Source organism: Streptomyces sp. NPDC033216 (assembly GCF_055577115.1).
The window spans coordinates 64,966-82,546 of record NZ_JBVIQK010000001.1 but is presented as its reverse complement, the minus strand read 5'-3'; the positions used below and the strand labels follow the sequence as shown (position 1 = coordinate 82,546).

The window sequence follows — 17,581 nt, the reverse complement described above, 5'->3', positions numbered from 1 at the left end:
ATACGGTCGCGCCGGCGCCCGGCGACGCAGTCGTCCCCGGCGCAGGGGTCGGACCCAATGAGCCGTAATCGCAAGGAGTTCACACCTGTGACACCGAGATGGCCGGCGCCCGGGACGCGCCGCACCGCCCGTGCCGGACGGGTCGCCGCGGTCACCGCGGCCGCCCTCGCGGCAGCCCTCGTGCAGCCCCTCGCGGCCCGTGCCGCCACCCCGCCCCCGCCACCCTCCGACGCGGCGCTGGCGAAGACCGCCGCCCGGCACGACCTCACCCGCGAGCAGTTCTACTTCGTCCTGCCGGACCGCTTCGCCAACGGCGACACCGCCAACGACAGGGGCGGCCTCACCGGTTCCCGCCTCGCGACCGGCTACGACCCCACCGACAAGGGCTTCTACCAGGGCGGTGACCTCAAGGGCCTGACCCGGCGCCTCGACTACATCAAGGGCCTCGGCACCACCGCCCTGTGGATGGCGCCCCTCTTCAAGAACCAGCCCGTCCAGGGCACCGGAAACGACGCCTCAGCCGGTTACCACGGTTACTGGATCACCGACTTCACCCAGGTCGATCCGCACTTCGGCACCAACGAGGACCTCGAAACCCTCATCGACAAGGCGCACGCCAAGGGGATGAAGGTCTTCTTCGACGTCATCACCAATCACACCGCCGACGTCGTCGACTACGAGGAGAAGTCCTACGGCTACCTCGCCAAGGGCGCCTTCCCGTACCTGACCGAGGACGGCGAGCCCTTCGACGACGCCGACCACGCGGGCACGGAGGACTTCCCCGAGGTGGACACCGACTCGTTCCCGCGCACGCCCACGGTGGCGGCGGCGAACAGGAACCTCAAGGTTCCCTCCTGGCTCAACGACCCCACGATGTACCACAACCGGGGCGACTCCACCTTCGCCGGCGAGAGCTCGACGTACGGCGACTTCTCCGGTCTCGACGACCTGTGGACCGAGCGACCCGAGGTCGTCCGCGGCATGGAGAGGATCTACCAGCGCTGGGTGCGGGACTTCGACGTCGACGGCTTCCGCATCGACACCGTCAAGCACGTCGACATGGAGTTCTGGACCCGGTGGGCGACGGCCCTCGACGCCTACGCGGCGAAGCGGGGCCGCGACGACTTCTTCATGTTCGGCGAGGTCTACTCCGCCGACACCGCCGTCACCTCCCCGTACGTCACCCAGGGCCGGCTCGACGCCACCCTCGACTTCCCCTTCCAGGAGGCGGCCCGCCACTACGCCTCCCAGGGCGGCAGCGCCAGGAAGCTGGCCTCCGTCTTCGGTGACGACTACCGGTACACCACCGACAAGGCCAACGCGTACGAGCAGGTCACCTTCCTCGGCAACCACGACATGGGGCGGGTCGGCCACTTCCTCACCCAGGACAACCCGAAGGCCACGGACGCCGAACTCCTCGCCAAGGGCCGGCTCGCCAACGAGCTGATGTTCCTCAGCCGCGGCAACCCCGTCGTCTACTACGGCGACGAACAGGGCTTCACCGGCGCGGGCGGCGACAAGGACGCCCGCCAGACGATGTTCGCCTCCAAGACCGCCGACTACCTCGACGACGACGAGATCGGCACCGACCGCACCCACGCGAGCGACGCCTACGACACCGGCGCCCCGCTCTACCGGCAGATCAGCGCCCTCTCCCGGCTCCGCAAGGCCCACCCGGCCCTCACCGACGGCATCCAGACCGAGCGGTACGCGGCGGACGGCGCGGGCGTCTACGCCTTCTCCCGCACGGACGCGAAGACCGGCACCGAGTACGTCGTCGCCTTCAACAACGCGAGCGAGGCGAAGTCGGCGACCTTCCCGACCGCTTCGGCGAGCATGCGCTTCGACGGCGTCTACGGCACCTCCCGGACCATCACCTCCGACACCGGCAAGAAGATCACCCTGACCGTTCCGGCGGGCGCGACCGTCGTCCTCAAGGCGGCCGGCAAGCTCGCCGCACCGGCCACCGAGCCGACCGTCACCCTCGAGGCCCCGGCCGCGGGCGCCACCGGCACCGTCGAGCCGAGCGCCGAGGTCGGGGGAGGCGGACCGCTCGACAGGGTCGTCTTCGCCGCCCAGGTCGGCAACGGGAGATGGCGGACACTGGGCTCCGCCGACCACGCCCCCTACAAGGTCACGCAGGTCATCGGCGAGGACGTGCCCCCCGGCACCGCCCTGCGCTACAAGGCCGTCGTGATCGACTCGGCCGGGCGCACGGCGAGCACGACCGCCGAGTCCACCACCGGCACCCCGCCCGCGCCCGAGACCCCCACCGCCTCCTCCCGCGACCACGCGATCGTCCACTACAAGCGCACCGACGGCGACTACGCGAACTGGGGCCTGTACGCCTGGGGCGACCTCGCCGACGGGGAGTCGACGAACTGGCCGGACAGCCACCCCTTCACCGGACGCGACGCGTACGGCGCCTTCGCCTACGTCAAGCTGAAGCCGGGCGCGTCCGCAGTGGGCTTCCTGGTGATCGACGGGCAGGGCGAGAAGGACGTCTCCGCCGACCGCACGATCGACGTCACGCAGACCGGCGAGATCTGGATCGAACAGGGCAAGGAGACCGTCCTCACCGAACGGCCCGCCCACCCGGCGCAGGACAGGACCAAGGCCGTCCTGCACTACCACCGCGCCGACGGCGACTACGACGGCTGGGGTCTGCACACCTGGACGGGCGCCGCGCACCCCACCGAGTGGTCCAACCCGCTGAAGCCGGCGCGGACCGACAGCTACGGCGCGGTCTTCGAGGTACCGCTCACCGAGGGCGCCACGAGCCTCGGCTACATCCTCCACAACGGTGACGAGAAGGACCTCCCCACCGACCAGTCGCTGGACCTCACGGCGAACGGCCACGAGGTGTGGCTCCTCGACGGCCAGGAGAAGTACCTCCTGCCGCAACCGGCCGGTTCCGCCGCCGCCCTGGACCTGACCACCTCCAAGGCGGTCTGGATCGACCGGAACACCCTCGTCTGGAACGGCTCCGACGCGGCCGCCTCCACCCAGCTGCCGTACTCCCGCACCGGCTCGATCACGGCGAAGGACGGCACGCTCACTGGCGCCGACCAGCGCTGGCTGCGGCTGGCCAGGAGCACGCTCACCGACGCCCAGAAGGCGAAGTTCCCGCACCTGGGGAACTCCACCGCGTGGACCGTCGACCCACGTGACCGCGACCGCGTACGTGATGCCCTGCGGGGCCAGGTCGTCGCCTCCCAGCGGGCCGCGAACGGAGCCGTGCTCGCGGCCACCGGCGTGCAGATGGCGGGCGTCCTCGACGACCTCCACGCGAGCGCCCTGCGGGCCGACCTCGGCCCGACGTTCCGCGACGGCCGTCCCACCCTGGCGGTCTGGGCGCCGACCGCGCAGAACGTGTCCCTGGAACTCGACGGCTCCACCGTCAGGATGAGGCGGAACGACTCCACCGGCGTCTGGTCCGTCACCGGCCCCAGATCCTGGAAGAACAAGCCCTACCGGTACGCCGTCACGGTGTGGGCGCCCAGCGTCCGCCAGGTCGTCACCAACAAGGTCACCGATCCCTACTCGGTCGCCCTGACCGCGGACTCCGAGCGCAGCCTGGTCGTCGACCTGGACGACAGAGCCCTCGCGCCCAAGGGCTGGGCGAAGCTGACGAAGCCCGCGGCCGTCCCCCTCCAGGACGCCCAGATCCAGGAACTGCACGTGCGGGACTTCTCCGTCGCCGACCGCACGGCCGCCGGCCCCGGCACCTACCTCGCCTTCACCGACCAGGACAGCGACGGCACGAAGCACCTGCGTGAGCTGGCGAGGTCGGGCACGTCCTACGTCCACCTCCTGCCCGCCTTCGACATCGCCACCATCCCCGAGAAGAGGGCCGACCAGGAGAGCGCCGACTGCGACCTCGCCTCCTACCCGGCCGACTCCGACAAGCAGCAGGAGTGCGTCGCCGAGGCCGCCGCCAAGGACGCCTACAACTGGGGGTACGACCCCTACCACTACACGGTCCCCGAGGGCTCCTACGCCACCGACCCCGACGGCACGGCCCGTACCGTCGAGTTCCGCGAGATGGTCAAGGCACTGAACCAGGACGGCCTGCGGGTCGTCATGGACGTCGTCTACAACCACACCGCCGCCGCCGGACAGGCGTCCACCAGCGTGCTCGACAAGGTGGTGCCCGGCTACTACCAGCGGCTGCTGGCCGACGGCTCGGTCGCCACCAGCACCTGCTGCGCCAACACGGCCACCGAGAACGCCATGATGGGCAAACTCGTCGTCGACTCCATCGTCACCTGGGCCAGGGAGTACAAGGTCGACGGCTTCCGCTTCGACCTCATGGGCCACCACCCCAAGGCCAACATCCTCGCCGTCAGGAAGGCGCTGGACGCGCTGACCCTCGCCGAGGACGGCGTCGACGGCAAGAAGATCATCCTGTACGGCGAGGGCTGGAACTTCGGCGAGGTCGCCGACGACGCCCGCTTCGTCCAGGCCACGCAGAAGAACATGGCCGGGACGGGCATCGCCACCTTCTCCGACCGCGCCCGTGACGCCGTCCGCGGCGGCGGTCCCTTCGACGAGGACCCGGGCGTCCAGGGCTTCGCGTCCGGCCTCTACACCGACCCCAACTCCTCCACGGCCAACGGCACCCCGGCCGAGCAGAAGGCCCGCCTGCTGCACTACCAGGACCTGATCAAGGTGGGACTGAGCGGCAACCTCGCCGCCTACCGGTTCACCGACACCGGCGGTGAAGAGGTCACCGGGGCCCAGGTCGACTACAACGGCGCCCCGGCCGGCTACGCGGACGCCCCCGGCGACGCCCTCGCCTACGCCGACGCCCACGACAACGAGTCGCTGTTCGACGCCCTCGCCTTCAAGCTCCCGGCGGACACCTCCGCCTCCGACCGGGCCCGCATGCAGGTCCTGGCGATGGCGACGGCCACCCTCTCGCAGGGCCCGGCGCTCTCCCAGGCCGGCACCGACCTGCTGCGCTCCAAATCCCTGGACCGCAACTCCTTCGACAGCGGCGACTGGTTCAACGCGATCCACTGGAACTGCGCCGACGGCAACGGCTTCGCCCGCGGACTGCCCCCGGCCGCCGACAACGCCGCCAAGTGGGCTTACGCCAAGCCGCTGTTGACCAAGGTCGGTGTCGGCTGCGCCCAGATCGACGGCGCCTCCGCCGCGTACCGGGACCTGCTGAGGATCCGTACGACGGAGAAGGCGTTCTCCCTCGGCACGGCCGCACGGGTGCAGTCGGCGCTTTCCTTCCCGCTGTCCGGCAAGGACGAGACCCCCGGCGTGATCACCATGGAACTCGGTGACCTGGTCGTCGTGTTCAACGCGACGCCCGACGCACAGGAGCAGCGGGTCGACGCGCTCGCCGGGACCGGCTACCGCCTGCACCCGGTGCAGGCCGCCGGTACCGACACCACCGTCAGGACCGCGGCCTACGCGGCACGGACCGGCACCTTCACCGTTCCCGCGCGCACCGTCGCCGTGTTCACCCGCACCCCCTGACCGACGCATGACCTCGGTGGAGCAGCCCCGAACGGGGTCTGCTCCACCGGTGTGCGCGGGAGGCTACGGGGGCGGGCGGCCGCCGGTGGCGGCACGTCCGGGCACTCGCCGGAGGCGGCCGCCGTCACGGGCGGGATCCGGCAGGCGCCGCGCGCCCGCCGTGCCGACGAGAACGACCCGCCCGTGCTCGCCGAACGGCTGGACCGGATCCTCCGGCACCACCTCGCCGGGTCGAGGGAACACCGCGCCCCCCACCCGCGCGCTGCCCGGCAGGGACGCCCTGCGCGACACCCCGCTCGACTGCTTCGGTCACGACCGAGGAGCCCGCTTCGGCCACGACCGTGAGGACGACATCGCCGTGCCGGCGCCGCGGCTCGCGCAATAGGCTGGCCTCCGACGCCCACCACCGGGCCGTGCAGAAAGGGTGCCCATGCCGCAGATCACCGTCGACTACTCCGACCGGCTCGCCGGGGACTTCGACCGGCCCGGCTTCGCCACCGCGCTGCACCAGGCCGTGGTCGAGATCGCGGCCGCGAAGCCGCCGGCCTGCAAGACGCGCTTCCGCCGCACCGAGGACGCCACCGTCGGCCCCGACACCGAGGGCCACGCCATCGTGCACGTCCACATCGCACTGCTGGCCGGCCGCACCGAGGAGACCAAGGCCAAGCTCACCGAGACGGTCCTGGAACTGCTCCGGCAGCACGTGAAGCCCGTGCCGGAACTGGCCCTGCACGCCTCGGCCGAGGTGCGCGACCTCGACCCGTCGTACCGCAAGTACGAGGACACGCTCTAGGCCGGGTCCGGCCCGTCCTGCGAGGCCAGCGCGATCAGCCGGGTCATCAGGTCGCCGAACGGGCCGTCGGCCGGTTCCTCGCCCAGGACCGGCCGCAGCAGGGCGCGCAGTTCCTCGTCGTAGGCGGCGGTGACGGCGGTGAGGGCGGCGAAGTCGCGCACGAGCTTGACCTCCAGCTCCTCGCGCGGGATGCGCCGCCCGTCCAGCCAGATCAGCGCGGTCGCCTCGGCGAGCGAGATCCAGGAGCGGACGATCAGTTCGAGCCGCGCGGGCGCCTCGGCGACCTCCAGATGCGAGAGGATCTGCTCGTAGGCGGCCTGGCGCACGGAGTCGATGAGCGCGTTCGTGGTGGAGGAGCCGACCGCCGGGCCGCCGCGCATCAGGGCCGAGAAGCCGGGGCCGTGCGCGTCGACGAAATCGAAGTACCGGCGCATCACCCGCAGCAGCCGGGCTCCCAGCGGCCCCTCGCGCGGCTCGACGAACCGGCTCGCCAGATCATCCGAGGCCCGCTTCAACGCGGCCTCGTACAGGCTGAGTTTTCCGGGGAAGTAGTGATAGACGAGCGGCCGCGAGATGCCCGCGGCCACGGCTATCTCGTCGATGGAGACCTCGTCGGGGGAACGGCGGGCGAACAGTTCGAGAGCGACGCCGATCAACTGCTGCCGCCGCTCCTCCACGCCCATTCTTCGACGAACCCCGGTAGTCATACGAACACCTTACCGATCGAATCCGGACGCGAACGGAACGGACCGGCCACGGTGTTCGTACGGGATCTCTCACATGCCGGGGACCAGACGGTGAGTCCGGGGCCCGGACACACAGAGCGCCATCGAGTCGCCACGGCCGCGTCGGTCAGCGACTCGTCCCGGTGCCCCACCTCGCCCGCGGGCAGCCGCTGCCGGCAGGTGGCGCAGCGACCCCGGCGCACGAGTCCGAGGGGCCCGGCAGTGCCACGGCACCCGCTCCGCCACGGCCACGACCTCCCTCACCGCCGCGCGCGACTCCTCAGCCCAGCCCGTGGATCGACCGCCCGCCCTCCAGCGTCCCCTCCAGTTCGGCCCGCGCGCCCTGCTTCGCCGGTACGGCCAGCAGGTTGCCCTTGCCGGACCCGCTCACCCCGCCCGACGTCCGCACCGACACGGTGTCCTTGTCGCCGGCGGCGAGCAGGTACCAGGCGCCCGCCCCCGACTTCCACAGCACCCCGGCCAGCACATGCGGGTCCCGCGGACCGCAGGCCGGAACATCCCCGGCCCGCGCCGTGACCGCTCCGAACAGCCCGCCCGGCGTGTGGAACTGGGCCAGCACCCGGCTCCCGCCGCCCCGCCAGGTGTCGGCGCGCGTGCACACCCACCCCGCCTGCCCGCTCGCGCCGGGCAGCGGCTGGCGCGCGTACGCCCAGGCGTTCACCGACCGCACGCCCTGCGCGCGCACCTCGCCCAGCGAACAGGCGAACGGCGCCCAGGTGCGCAGCGCCTCCGCGCCCGTCGCCTCCTTCGGCGCGGTGGGCCGGCCCGCGGTCAGCCGGGCGGGCACCAGCTCACCGAGATCGCTCAGCAGATACGACCCGGAGGCGTCGGTCACCTCGAGCACGTTCCACGTGGTGCAGACGCCGGTACGGGTGGCGGGGCTGGACAGCGGTGAGGTGATGCCCTCCGCGAGGGTGAGGTCCATCAGCCCGGCGCCCGGCTTCGACAGGTCCCGCTCGGCCGCCTCCGACACCCAGGGGGCCGTCAGATAGCGGACGTTGCCGTCGGCCCGGTCCAGGACCACCGCCGCCGCCTCGGCGCCGGTGGCGCCGTCCACCCGCGCGAAGTCCAGTGCCGCCCCCGCCGAGCCGTCCTTCGGCTCGGCGTAGCGGGCGATGCGCAGACCGTCGTACAGGATGACCACGCGGGCCGTGTCGGCATCGCCCGCGTACAGCAGCTGGGGCGGGCCGGCGGGGCCGCCGGACGGGGTGCCGGGTGTCGACGAGACGTGGACCCGCTCGCCCGGCCGGGCCCAGACGGCGAGGGCGCGGCGCAGCAGCGCGTCGTCACCCGTGAGGTCACCGCGCGCGGGCCAGACCGAGAAGTCGGTGCGCGCCGAGGTCTTCCAGGCGGCGGGGGAGATCCTCACCAGCCGCCCGGGGTCCAGGGCGGCCTCGGCCGCCGGGTTGCGGGCGTACGCCGGAGCGGCCGCACCGTCGGGCCCCCAGCCGTCGCCGGGCAGGGCGATCAGGGCGCCGCACACGGCGATCGCGGCCGCGGCGGCGATCGCCGCCTTGGCGTGCTGGCGCCGCCGCATCAGGTCGGTGGGGCGGGCTTGGAGCGAACACGGGTCGAACTCGACGGAGTCGAGCAGCGCGTACCGGGCGGGGACCGTGTCGGCCTCCCGGAGGGCGGCGTCCACGTCGCCGACGCCGGCCTGGGTCAGTACCTCGCGCACATCCCCGTCGGGGAGTTTCTCCAGGCCGCGCAGGACGTAGGCGGCGCGGGCCGGGCCCGACAGCGTGGACAGCCGCTGGTCCAGGGCGAGTTCGTCGGCCCCGCCGGAACGCGGGAACAGGCGCAGCCCCCACACCTGGGGCCACAGCGGCGGCAGTTGGGCGCGCCGCGGCAGGGCCCGGCGCCGCAGCGGCAGGCCCGCCTCCAACGCCGTACGGAGGACCTGGAGGCGGACGTAGGCGTAGCCGGGGTCGCCGTCGCGGGCGGCGGACTGGGACGGGATGTTCGGGGCCGAGGTGCGGCGCCGGGGCAGGGCGCGCTGGGTGAGGGCGTGGGCGCTGAGCACGCGCCGGCCACGGCCGAGGCCGAGTGGCAGCACCAGGTAGGCGAGCCGGACCAGACGCGGGTAGTGCTCGACGAGGGCGGCCTCGGCCTGCTCGACGTCGACGATCAGGTCGGCGGGGGAACGGGACGCGGGGCGCGAGGCGACATCCTGTGACTGCACGCCCAGCAGAACGAGCGAGCCGGGGGATGGTCACCGCCGGGGGCGCCGATCCGGGGTTCCTCGGGGCTTCCACGGGTGACGGCGCACGGCAGCCCGGACCGGGGCGCGGGTAAGTTGAGCGGACCGCGCGCGGGAGCCGTATCCAGAGCGAGGCTCTCGCAGGGAGGAACAGATGAAGGTGACCCGACCGATGCTCGCGGCGGCGGCCGTCGCGGCGGCGCTGGTGCTGACGGGCTGTGGTTCCGACGCAGGCACCGAGAGCGACGTGCCGGTGACCGCGACCGGCAGCCTGGAGCACCTGGCGGCCGAGGTGAAGTGCACGCCCGACATACAGACCGACGCCGACGAACTCCGGCAGGCGCTCTGCAAGAACACCGACGGCAAGTTCATCCTGCTGACCTTCGCGACCGACCGCGGTCAGCGCGAGTGGATCAACGGCGCCAAGGACTACGGCGGTCACTACCTGGTCGGCCGCAAGTGGGTGGCCGTGGGCGAGGAGACCAGCACCGTGACGGCGCTGCGGGACACGCTCGGCGGTGACATCGAGGAGGGCACGGACCACTCCGCGCACGAGGCGTCCGAGGGCGCGACGCACTCGGGCCACTGAACGTCCCCGCACCGGACGCGGGCAGCGCGAAGGCCGGCGGTGAGGAATTCTCACCGCCGGCCTTTCAGTGTGCGGTCAGACCGACACCTACTTGCACTTCTTGCCGGTGTTGATGCAGTTGACCATCTTGTTCATCGTGTTCTTGGAGAAGAAGTTGATGAAGTCGTTGTGGTCGGTGATCGGCTTGTGCAGGTTCTCCGGGAAGGAGTCGACCGCGTACGGGTTCACGACCTGACCGTTCTGGATCCTGGGCGCCGGGACGTTGTAGACCAGACGGACCTGGAGCTGGGGGATCGCCTTGAAGCCGTTCGCGCAGGCGCCGTTGGCCTGGACGAACGCCACGTGCGTGCGGTGGTTGGCGCTGTCGATGTTCTGACCGTCCCAGCAGCTCTGGAAGTTGGTCGTACGCACGACCTGGCTGCCCTGCGGGCAGATCGGGTACTTGTCCTCCAGCTGCACCTTGTTCTCGAAGCCGGTGCAGCTCCAGTTGACGTTGGCGTTGCCGAGGCCGTTGACGAAGGCCTTGGCGTCACCGGTGATGATGCGCAGCGCCGTCGGCATCGCGACGACCTTGCCCCGCTTGTTGCCGACGAACTTCAGCTGGGCCTGGGCCGGCTGGAGGATCTTGCCGACGTTGCCCTCCTTGCCGCCGCCGTCGTTGTTCTGGTCGAAGTCCTGCGAGCCGTTCTGGAGGCGCAGCACCGGCCAGAAGTACGACGACTTGTCGCCCTGGTTCTGGCAGCTGGTCTCGGCCGCCGCCAGTTCCTGGTCGCTGGCGAACGCGTCGTTGTTCTGGTTGCCGACGTAGTCGTGCAGGTGGTGCGCGCCGTTGGTGACACCGGGCGCCACGATCACGTTGTCCGTGTTGTGGTTGTCGTTGCCGTTGGTGCCGCAGACGGTGGTGAAGGTGCCGCGCGATCCGCTGTTGCCGTTCGCGGCGAGACCGTTGGCGCCCACGCCGAGCTGGCGGTTCTGCCGGACCTTGGTGATGTCGACGAAGTCCGCCGCCACCGGGCCGTTGCCGCCCTGGCCGCCGTTGCCCTGCTGGCCGCCGTTGTTCTGACCGCCGTTGTTCTGCTGGCCGCCGTTCTGCGGGCCGCCGTTCTGCTGGCCGCCGTTCTGGCCACCGGCCCCGCCCGCATTGGTCTGCGCGCCCTGCGTGATGCAGGCGGCGAGCCCGCTCAGGTCCTGGACCTGTCCGCCCGCGCGCTGGATGTTGATGCGGATCCGGTCGATCGTGGCGGTCCGCTTGTCCTTGAGCGGGCCGACGATCGCGTTCTGGACGAACCCGGTGTCGTTGGTCTGTGCCTGGCGCGTGGAGGCGAGCCGGGCGTAGGCCTCGGTGATCTGCTTGTCGAGGTTCGCCAGCTCCCTGTCGACCCCTGAGCGTGCCCCCCTCGGCACGTTCGTCAGCTTCTGCCCCACATCCGGGCAGGAGATGGTGGCCACCTGCGCGGCGGCGGCCTTGGTCTGGTTCTGCGACGAGGTCTTCGACTCGTGCGCCGAAGCGTAGAAGTTCGCCCAGATCAGCCCGCCCCCACCGAGCGCTAGGGCCGCCGACGCGGCTATGGCCTTGTTGGCCATCGACGAACGGCGTTTACGTGTGTTGCGTCCCATGGAACTCCTCTGACTTCCTTGCGGGGCAGCATCGAGGCGCCCGACAGGAGTGAAGCGGCGACTCTCCATACGCACTCCGCCCCGGAGGTGTTCAGCCGTCTCGCAGATTGATGACAGGCCCCTGGGACAATTCCTCCTCAACAGTCCTACAGTGAGCGGGTGTTGGGACGGCCACCGGCACCGTCCGGACAGGCCGGTGCCGACCGGTACGCCGACGGGACGCGCGGCCCGCCCCGCTCGGCGGTGCGCAGCACGCCACGAGCTTTCGAACGCCGTCGTCGCTCGTGTTGGTGATCGTGCCGTCGGGCCGTGGCGGACCGACGGCACGGGGTCGAAGCCCCCGGTCGGCCAGTGGTGTCAGGCACGCCCCCCTCGGGTGCCGACCACCACGGGAAGCCGTGCCGCTGCTCCGCACCTCGCTACTCCCGACCCGCCGCCAACACCTTCGCCTCCGTCTCCGGGGCCAGGCCCTTCTGCGGCCGGTCGGGGCGCAGGGGTGCCTCGCCGCCGATCTCCTGGAGCCACCGCCAGGTGTCGGCGACGGTCTCCCCGACCGGCCGGCATACCAGTCCGGTGGCCAGTGCCCGTGACACGTCCGCCGAGTGCAGGGCGTCGTGCATGTCGCTGGCCGGCGGCACCCAGACGGGCAGTTGCGTCCACGGCTCGACGCCCGCGTCGAGGATGACCTCCGGTGCGGTCCAGCACAGTTCGGCAGGGCCGCCGGTGACCCGCACGCAGGCCTCCAGCAGCCCGCCCATCGTGGCGTGTCCCTGCGGGCTGATCAGATTGAACGGCCCGCTCAGCTCCCGCTCCACCGCCCCGAGGATCCACTCGGCGAGGTCGCGGACATCGACGTACTGGAGGGGCAGATCACGCGGTCCCGGCGCCAGGACCGGGCCGCCGCGGGCGATCCGGGTCAGCCACCAGGGCAGCCGGCCCACGTTCTCGTACGGCCCGAGGATCAGCCCCGCCCGGACCAGCACGGAGTCCTCCGCCCCGAACGCGTCGACGGCGGCCAGCTCGCCGCCCCGCTTGTCGCGGGCGTAGTCGGTCCGCTCCGCGTCAGGCTCGGCGCCCTCGACCAGTGGCGCGTCCTCGGCGTAACCGGCGGGCGGGGCCCAGGCGTACACCGAGCAGCTCGACACGTACACGTACCGGCGGGCCCGGCCCCGCAGCAGCCGCGCCGCCTCGTGCACCGCGCGGGGCGCCGCCGACCAGGTGTCGACGACGGCGTCCCACTCGCCGCCCCTCAGCGCGTCGAGGCCACCGGGTGCGGTCCGGTCGCCGACCAGGGTCCGCGCACCGGCCACGCAGGCGTGCCGGCCCCGGTTGAGGACGGTCACCTCCCAGCCACGCCCGAGGGCCGCCTCGACGACGGCCCGTCCCGCGAACTCCGTACCACCCAGAACCAGAAGTCTCATGCCGGTGACTCTGCCCGCTCCGTCGGCGGGAGGGAACCGTGCTCTGCCACCGGCAGAAGGATCAGCGGCCGGCCGGCGGGGCGTACTTGTAGCCCACCCGGCGCACCGTCTGGATCGCCCCGCGGTGCTCCGCGCCCAGCTTGCGGCGCAGCCGGGCGATGTGGACGTCGACGGTACGGCCGTCGCCCACATGCCCGTAGCCCCACACGGTGGTGACGAGCTGGTCGCGGGTGTGCACCCGGTTCGGGTGCGTGACGAGATGCGCGAGCAGCTCGAACTCCAGGTAGGTCAGGTCGAGTTCGCGCCCACTGACCCACGCGGTGCGCTGCACCGGGTCGATCCGCACGAGCGCCTCGGCCGAGGCGGGGGCCGCGTCGGCCTCCGGCCGGCCGGGCACCGCCACCGGCGGGAACGGCGGCTGCTGGTCGGCCGGGACGAGCACCAGATAGCCGATCATCGGCGGCTGGCCCGGCAGGGTGGGCAGGGAGTGCTGGGGAGCGGGCAGCCAGGTGGCGCCCGGCGGCAGGAAGTCGGTGACGCCCACGACCTCGTCCCGGTCCACCGCGCGAAGACGGTGCCGGGCCGGGGCGGGGAGGGTGGAGGCGTTGGAGAGGGAACGAGTGGTCGCCATGAGAGGTCAGCTCTTTCGCGCGAGAGGTTCGTCAGGAGGCGACGGCCGCGATGCGGGTCGGGCTCGTCGGGGGGACGTACGTCGTTCGCGCCGGCCGAAGACCGGGGTGTACGGCTTTAGAGGGCCGGCGCGTTCGTCGCGCGGCGACACACCCGGTCGAAGTCGTGGTGCTGACGGGAAGGCCAGAAGGGCTCGAGGTCATGGCGACCCGTCGCGGTGTGCTGCTGGAAGCCGGCCATGGGCCCATTGAAGCAGACACCCGCCCCGGACAGCAGACTCCTCTCACTGCTTGGACGTCCCGCGGACGTTTCCCGGACACGTCCCTGGCGTGAGAGGAAACGTCGGTCCACGGTGCGGGCCGACTCCGGCAGTTCCGGACGGCGGTTCGCGAGACGTGGTCCGCGTGGGGTTCGGGCCCGGTCATGAAGTCGTACAGGACACGCCGCCGTGACGCGACGCCACGGCGCAGCGACGCCACGGCGCAGCGGCTCCAGGGCGAAGCGGGGAGGAGCCCCCTCTCGGTGAGCGTGAAGGGGCGCCCGCCGAGTCGGCGGGCGCCCCTTCCGGGAAGACTCCGGGATCACATCCCGGTCGGCTCCGGGATCGGTTCCGAGATCAGGTGCCGGTGCAGCGCGAGATCAGACCTGGCCGGCCTTCTCCAGCGCGGAGCAACAGGTGTCCACGATCAGACGGGTGACCAGGTACGGGTCCACGTTGGCGTTCGGGCGGCGGTCCTCGATGTAACCCTTGCCGTCCTTCTCGACCTGCCACGGGATACGGACCGAGGCGCCACGGTTGGAGACGCCGTAGGAGTACTCGTTCCACGGGGCGGTCTCGTGCAGACCGGTCAGGCGGTCGTCGATGCCGGCGCCGTAGTTCTTGACGTGGTCCAGCGGCTTGGATCCCTCACCCAGCGACTCGCACGCGGTGATGATCGCCTCGTACGTCTCGCGCATCGCCTTGGTGGAGAAGTTGGTGTGCGCGCCGGCGCCGTTCCAGTCGCCCTTGACCGGCTTGGGGTCGAGGGTGGCGGCGATGTCGAAGTCCTCGGCGGTGCGGTAAAGCAGCCAGCGGGCCACCCACAACTGGTCGGAGACCTCCAGCGGGGCGAGCGGGCCGACCTGGAACTCCCACTGGCCGGGCATGACCTCGGCGTTGATGCCGGAGATGCCCAGACCCGCCTTCAGGCAGTTGTCCAGGTGCGCCTCGACGACGTCACGGCCGAAGATCTCGTCGGCGCCGACACCGCAGTAGTAGCCGCCCTGCGGGGCCGGGAAGCCGCCCTTGGGGAAGCCGAGCGGGTAACCGTCCTTGAAGAAGGTGTACTCCTGCTCGATGCCGAAGATCGGCTCCTGCGCGGCGAACCTCTCGGCGACCTCGGCCAGCGCGGCACGGGTGTTGGACTCGTGCGGCGTCATGTCGATGTCGAGGACCTCGCACAGCACGAGGACGTCGTCGCCGCCGCGGATCGGGTCGGGGCAGGTGAAGACCGGCTTGAGGACACGGTCCGAGGCGTGGCCCTCGGCCTGGCTCGTCGACGACCCGTCGAAGCCCCAGATCGGCAGCGCGTCCAGACCCTCGGGCGTGCCCGCGATGATCTTGGTCTTGGAACGGAGCTTGGCCGTCGGCTGGGTGCCGTCGATCCAGATGTACTCAGCCTTGAAGGTCACGGGCCACTTCCTTCGGGGGTGGGTCAGACGCACTTGCGGGTGCTGCGGCGCTGCGGCACTGGGGCGCCGCTCTCGATGCCCGGCAGCCTGTCAACAGGCGATTTCCCGGTCATTGCTCGAATGTGAATCCCGTGTTACCTGGTGGTTCTGTGGTGCGACTCACGGTGTGAGCCCGACGGCCCGGCCGGTGATCGCCGTTCGCGCTCGCGGACGTGGGTGCGCCCGTGCGGGCGCCGGGGCCGCGCCGGGACTCGTATGCGATGGGGATGAACGGCGCCGCCGCGGGGCATGCCGGTGGTCGGTCCGCCCTGCCCCGGATCGCCGTGCGCCGGGGCACGGGGGGTGAGGCCGCCGGATCGCCGTGCGACGGGGCACGGGGCGTGAGGCCGCCCCGGCCCGGCTCGCGCCGGGCGGGTGCCTTCCGCATGTGAGGGACCGGGGGAGCGGCCCTGACTCCGGACCGGACGCGTCTCCGGGAGGCGGCCGCCGGATTCCCGGCCGCGAAGCCGGTCGCGGGCCGCCCCTCCGGGCCGCGGCCGTCACCAGGGCGACCGTGCGGCCTCGAGGTGCCGAGCCTGCCCTTTGCGGTCCCCGAGCAGCAGGACCCCCGCTCGGCCTCGCTCGAGCGGGGGGACCCCATCGCTGCCGCCCGCCGCATCCTTTGAACTGGGCCGCAGCTCACGCAGTTGCCTTCCGGAGCGTTACCCCACCTTCTCGATCAGGGCCCGGCGGATGAGGAACTTGCCGGGTTCACGGACCTGTTCGAAAGCGGCGTTGTTCAGCAGCGCGCAACTGCCGGAGACCGAGGTCACCTCGACGGTCGTGGACTTGTTGTTGTCGAGGTTGGTCACCTTCAGCTTCGTGCCCACCGGGAACTGGTTGCTGGACGCGGCCGGGGCACCCGCCTCGCCGGAGAGGGTGACGGTCGAGCCGTTGCAGACCTGCTGACCGGACGCCGCACCACCGCCGGAGTCTCCCGCGTTCCCGGCCGGGCCGCTCTGCGGTGGCGGTGCGGGCTGGGTGGCCTGCTGCCCGCCACCTTGCCCGTTCTGCTGCCCGCCGCCCTGCTGGCCGTTCTGCGTCGGCTGCGTCGCCTGGGAGCCCTGAGCCGACTCCCCGACGACACAACCCGACGCCTTCTGCTGCACCTTGATCTGCTCGATGACCGCTTCACGGTTGGTGATCCGGGCCGCGGACTGTGCGTCCGGATTCGCCCGCTGGTCCTCGATGAACCGCTGGTTGTTGCCTAGGGCGGTCGCGAGCCCTTGGCAGACGGTCGACTCGGCGGCCGTCTGCGGGCTCTGCGCGGCGTTGGAGGTGGTCGCCATGACGAAGGCACCGCCTCCCGCCACCGTCGCGGCGCCCACCAGCAGCGCGATCTTCTTCTTCGTGCCGAGAGTTCTCCTGCGCGACATCCGCGCCTCCTGAGAGGTAGGGGAGCGTACGCCGCTATGTACGAGATACCGAACAAAGCTGCTCAGCGGTGACAGGAGTCAGTGGAGGTGGCGTGCGTCACACTCGGGTGCCGGGGTGATGCAGGGCGGCAGGGCGACCGCCCAACTCCCGCCGCCCGACCGGCGATTCACGGCCGGCTAACGGGACAGGGCGTCCCGTACGGCCTCGTCCGTGCGGGCCACGACCGCAGTGCCGTCCTCGGCGGTGATGATCGGGCGCTGGATCAGCCGGGGACGCTCGGCGAGCGCCGCGATCCAGCGCCCGCGCGCGGAGGCGTCCCGCGGCCACTCCTTCAGCCCCAGCTCCTCGGCCTCCACCTCCTGCGTACGCGTGATGTCCCACGGCTCCAGCCCGAGACGGTCGAGTACGGCGTTGATCTCGGCCTCGCTCGGTACGTCCTCCAGGTAGCGGCGAACGGTGTAGTCGGCGCCCTCGGCGTCGAGAAGGGCGAGGGCGCTGCGGCACTTGGAACAGGCGGGGTTGATCCAGATCTCCATACGGGTCACGGTAGCTCGAAAAGGGCCTGAAAGCCCCTCTGGCCAGGGGCGATTGTCAGTGGGGAGCAGTAGAATAGAAGCAGTGTTCGAGGGTTCCGCCGGAGATGCCGGCCGGGGCCCTGACCGCGACAGGAGGATGCCTGTGCCCGCTGCCGCACTCAAGACGAAGCGACCCGTCCAACTCGACCTGCCCTACGTGCCCGTGGAGAAGCGGCCGCTGCCGCCCGGACGGCCCCGCGACTGGTACGTCACGCACAACCGCCGCCTCAAGGCCATGCGCCTCGCGATAGCCCTCCTGGACCTGGGCGTGTACCTGCCCGCCCAAGCCCGCAACGAGAAGATCCGCAGCACGGCTCGACTCATCGGCGTGCACCCGCCGTCGGACACGACGTGCCACATGGTGCGGGCGTTGATGCGATACAGCAGGTGAGTGCGACGCCGGGTGCCGTTCGTTCCCCTGAGGGCGGCA

At 71.6% G+C, this 17,581-nt stretch carries 13 protein-coding genes; 5 read left to right on the top strand and 8 right to left on the bottom strand.

Annotation, left to right across the window (positions count from 1 at the left end):
- Nucleotides 1-87: 87 nt before the first annotated feature.
- The 3 genes from pulA to ACZ5Y0_RS00325 all read left to right on the top strand — a co-directional run bounded on the left by pulA (nt 88) and on the right by ACZ5Y0_RS00325 (nt 6,286).
- Nucleotides 88-5,493, top strand: coding sequence for a pullulanase-type alpha-1,6-glucosidase (gene pulA, locus ACZ5Y0_RS00335; RefSeq protein WP_469126408.1), 5,406 nt, complete (start codon nt 88-90; stop codon nt 5,491-5,493).
- Nucleotides 5,494-5,653: 160 nt separating this feature from the next.
- The gene (locus ACZ5Y0_RS00330; protein WP_469126407.1) at nt 5,654-5,878 is read left to right on the top strand and encodes a hypothetical protein; all 225 of its coding nucleotides are present in this window, start codon (nt 5,654-5,656) and stop codon (nt 5,876-5,878) included.
- A 45-nt stretch (nt 5,879-5,923) separates the two neighbouring features.
- Complete coding sequence (locus ACZ5Y0_RS00325) at nt 5,924-6,286, top strand: 5-carboxymethyl-2-hydroxymuconate Delta-isomerase (RefSeq protein ID WP_469126406.1); 363 nt, start codon at nt 5,924-5,926, stop codon at nt 6,284-6,286.
- Here ACZ5Y0_RS00325 and ACZ5Y0_RS00320 read toward each other — a convergent pair.
- Nucleotides 6,283-6,993: a TetR/AcrR family transcriptional regulator gene (locus ACZ5Y0_RS00320; RefSeq protein WP_469126405.1), complete on the bottom strand. Its 711-nt coding sequence runs from the start codon at nt 6,991-6,993 to the stop codon at nt 6,283-6,285. The genes ACZ5Y0_RS00325 and ACZ5Y0_RS00320 overlap by 4 nt on opposite strands.
- A 298-nt stretch (nt 6,994-7,291) precedes the next feature.
- Entirely contained in the window at nt 7,292-9,214 is a 1,923-nt protein-coding gene (locus ACZ5Y0_RS00315; RefSeq protein ID WP_469126404.1) for a hypothetical protein, read from the bottom strand.
- 172 nt (nt 9,215-9,386) lie between these two features.
- On the opposite strand from ACZ5Y0_RS00315, the gene ACZ5Y0_RS00310 reads away from it, so the two are divergent.
- Nucleotides 9,387-9,821: a hypothetical protein gene (locus tag ACZ5Y0_RS00310; RefSeq protein ID WP_469126403.1), complete on the top strand. Its 435-nt coding sequence runs from the start codon at nt 9,387-9,389 to the stop codon at nt 9,819-9,821.
- Between the two features lie 87 nt (nt 9,822-9,908).
- On the opposite strand, the gene ACZ5Y0_RS00305 is transcribed toward ACZ5Y0_RS00310, so the two are convergent.
- The 6 genes from ACZ5Y0_RS00305 to ACZ5Y0_RS00280 form a co-directional block, all read right to left on the bottom strand.
- Complete coding sequence (locus ACZ5Y0_RS00305) at nt 9,909-11,438, bottom strand: DUF1996 domain-containing protein (protein ID WP_469126402.1); 1,530 nt, start codon at nt 11,436-11,438, stop codon at nt 9,909-9,911.
- 419 nt (nt 11,439-11,857) lie between these two features.
- Nucleotides 11,858-12,859, bottom strand: a complete 1,002-nt coding sequence (locus ACZ5Y0_RS00300) for an NAD-dependent epimerase/dehydratase family protein (RefSeq protein WP_469126401.1) — start codon at nt 12,857-12,859, stop codon at nt 11,858-11,860.
- A gap of 61 nt (nt 12,860-12,920) precedes the next feature.
- Entirely contained in the window at nt 12,921-13,490 is a 570-nt protein-coding gene (locus ACZ5Y0_RS00295; RefSeq protein ID WP_469126400.1) for a winged helix-turn-helix domain-containing protein, read from the bottom strand.
- Between the two features lie 638 nt (nt 13,491-14,128).
- Entirely contained in the window at nt 14,129-15,160 is a 1,032-nt protein-coding gene (glnII, locus tag ACZ5Y0_RS00290) for a glutamine synthetase (protein WP_469126399.1), read from the bottom strand.
- A gap of 701 nt (nt 15,161-15,861) precedes the next feature.
- A complete protein-coding gene (locus ACZ5Y0_RS00285) occupies nt 15,862-16,575 on the bottom strand; it encodes an RlpA-like double-psi beta-barrel domain-containing protein (RefSeq protein WP_469126398.1) in 714 nt (237 codons plus the stop codon).
- A 177-nt stretch (nt 16,576-16,752) separates the two neighbouring features.
- Nucleotides 16,753-17,112: an ArsC/Spx/MgsR family protein gene (locus tag ACZ5Y0_RS00280; RefSeq protein WP_469126397.1), complete on the bottom strand. Its 360-nt coding sequence runs from the start codon at nt 17,110-17,112 to the stop codon at nt 16,753-16,755.
- Between the two features lie 142 nt (nt 17,113-17,254).
- Here ACZ5Y0_RS00280 and ACZ5Y0_RS00275 point away from each other — a divergent pair, with 142 nt between their 5' ends.
- Entirely contained in the window at nt 17,255-17,542 is a 288-nt protein-coding gene (locus tag ACZ5Y0_RS00275) for a hypothetical protein (RefSeq protein ID WP_469126396.1), read from the top strand.
- The last annotated feature ends 39 nt before the right edge of the window (nt 17,543-17,581 follow it).